The sequence below is a fragment of the Acinetobacter sp. YH16032 genome (genome assembly GCF_013417345.1).
Lineage (GTDB): Bacteria > Pseudomonadota > Gammaproteobacteria > Pseudomonadales > Moraxellaceae > Acinetobacter.
The window spans coordinates 1-2446 of sequence record NZ_VPEE01000108.1 but is presented as its reverse complement, the minus strand read 5'-3'; the positions used below and the strand labels follow the sequence as shown (position 1 = coordinate 2446).

Annotated in this window: 4 protein-coding genes; all 4 read left to right on the top strand. The window is 41.6% G+C overall.

Annotation, left to right across the window (positions count from 1 at the left end; genetic code table 11):
- On the top strand, nucleotides 1-315 hold a 315-nt coding region (locus FTV32_RS16560; protein WP_180029127.1), incomplete at its 5' end, for an arsenate reductase ArsC.
- A gap of 7 nt (nucleotides 316-322) precedes the next feature.
- On the top strand, nucleotides 323-1366 hold the full coding sequence (gene arsB / locus FTV32_RS16555; protein ID WP_004644578.1) for an ACR3 family arsenite efflux transporter: 1044 nt from the start codon (nucleotides 323-325) through the stop codon (nucleotides 1364-1366).
- A 5-nt stretch (nucleotides 1367-1371) separates the two neighbouring features.
- Nucleotides 1372-2076 carry an arsenical resistance protein ArsH gene (arsH, locus tag FTV32_RS16550; RefSeq protein WP_000174605.1) on the top strand — a complete coding sequence of 235 codons (705 nt, stop codon included), beginning with the start codon at nucleotides 1372-1374 and terminating at the stop codon, nucleotides 2074-2076.
- A 17-nt stretch (nucleotides 2077-2093) separates the two neighbouring features.
- The coding region (locus tag FTV32_RS16545; RefSeq protein ID WP_180029126.1) for an FAD-dependent oxidoreductase at nucleotides 2094-2446 on the top strand (353 nt) is incomplete at its 3' end.

The following is a 2446-nucleotide window of genomic DNA, read 5'->3' as shown; positions in this document are numbered from 1 at the left end:
GGTCTTTCAACAGATGGTTTGTGGAGTAAAACCATTGATGATTGTGAACAATATCAACCTGACGTGGTGATTACGGTTTGTGATTCAGCAGCACAAGAAGCGTGTCCGCTTTATTTAGGTGGAGCGATCAAGGCACATTGGGGTTTGGCTGATCCATCACACTTAGACTTACCTAAAGAAGAAAAATTACAGGCATTCCAAGTGACTGTAGACCATATCAATCGTCGTTTAGATGCTTTATTTGCATTGGATACAGCACATATGTCTCGTCCTGAATTGATTGCTGCAATCAATCACATCTCAGATATTGAATGAGAAAATTATGGCTCAACAAAGATTATCCTTTTTAGATCGTAATCTCACGCTATGGATTTTCATTGCAATGGGGTTGGGAATAGCGATCGGTGTGTTCTTTCCACAAGCCTCAGTGGCATTGGATAAAATGAGTGTGGATTCCGTCAATATTCCAATTGCGATTGGTTTGATTCTGATGATGTATCCACCATTAGCTAAAGTGGATTATGCAGCGCTACCACAAGTGTTTAAAGACAAAAAAACCTTAACTTTGTCTTTAGTACAGAACTGGGTGATAGCACCAGTATTGATGTTTGCCTTAGCCATTGTTTTTCTACATAGCTATCCAGAGTATATGACAGGCTTAATCCTGATAGGACTGGCTCGTTGTATTGCGATGGTCTTGGTGTGGAACGGTTTGGCCTGTGGGGATAACCAATATGTTGCTGCATTGGTGGCTTTTAACAGTATCTTCCAAATTTTATTTTTCAGTACCTATGCTTGGTTGTTCTTGACCTTCTTACCACCTTATTTTGGTGTTGCAGGGCAAGTGATCAATGTGGATTTCTGGACGATTACTCATGCGGTATTCGTGTATTTAGGGATTCCGTTCTTCCTTGGCTTTATGACACGATTTATTCTGGTTCGAGCGAAAGGTTTGGATTGGTATCAAAATGTCTTCTTACCAAAAATTAGCCCACTGAGTTTGCTTGCTTTGTTGTTCACGATTGTGGCGATGTTTAGCCTCAAAGGAAATGATGTGGTGAGTTTACCACTGGATGTTTTACGTATTGCCATTCCATTGACCATTTACTTTATTGTGATGTTCTTCATCAGCTTCTTTATGAGCAAATGGATGGGCAATGATTACCCTAAAACTACAGCAATTTCCTTTACTGCTGCGGGGAATAACTTTGAATTGGCGTTGGCTGTAGCGATTGCAACTTTTGGTTTAGCTTCACCTGTGGCGTTTACTACTGTAATTGGTCCACTGGTTGAAGTACCAGTGTTGATTGCTTTAGTCAGTGTGTCTTTGTGGCTCAGAAAAAAGTTTTTTAAAGCAGAGGTGTAATTTCTATGACTCTCCCAAATGTAGATATGAATCTTCTCGATCAACCTACTTTAGAAAAAGTACAAGCTAAAGAGCTGGATCATCCACCGCGTATTTTGCTGCTGTATGGTTCAAACCGTGAGCGCTCATACAGCCGATTGGCGGTGATGGAAGCAGGACGTATTTTGGAGCAGTTTGGCGCTGAAGTAAAAATCTTTCATCCAAAAGGCCTACCCTTACCCGAAGATGCAGACACAGAACATCCAAAGGTGAAAGAGTTGCATGATTTACTCGCTTGGGCTGAAGGAATGGTGTGGTGCTCACCTGAACGTCATGGCTCCATGAGTTCAATTTTCAAATCACAAATTGACTGGATACCATTGGCAGGCGGTGCAATTCGAGCAACGCAAGGAAAAACTTTGGCATTGATGCAGGTTAGTGGCGGTTCGCAGTCCTTTAACAGCTTAAACCAGATGCGTATTTTAGGCCGTTGGATGCGCATGATCACCATTCCAAATCAATCATCTATTCCAAAAGCTTTTTTAGAGTTTGAAGAAGATGGACGGATGAAACCTTCATCCTTCTATGATCGAATTGTCGATGTAATGGAAGAACTATATAAGTTCACCTTGCTCACTCGTGGACAAAGTCAGTACCTCACAGATCGTTATTCAGAGCGAAAAGAGTCGGCAGAAGAATTATCTAAGCGGGTCAATCAACGTAGCTTATAAACTTTAGGTGATTAGAAATGCAAAAGAGACATTCTAAATTAGTGATCTTAGGTTCAGGACCTGCGGGTTATAGTGCTGCTGTATATGCAGCACGCGCAAACTTAAAACCCACATTAATTGCGGGTATACAACTTGGTGGTCAATTAACAACGACCACTGAGGTAGATAACTGGCCGGGTGACTCAGAAGGTTTAACTGGTCCTGTACTTATGGAGCGGATGCAAGTCCATGCTGAACGCTTTGGCACAGAGATTGTGTATGACCACATCAATGAAATTGATTTAAGTGTCCGTCCATTTGTACTAAAAGGCGACATGGAAGAATTCACTTGTGATGCACTGATTATTGCAACAGGTGCGACAGCACAATA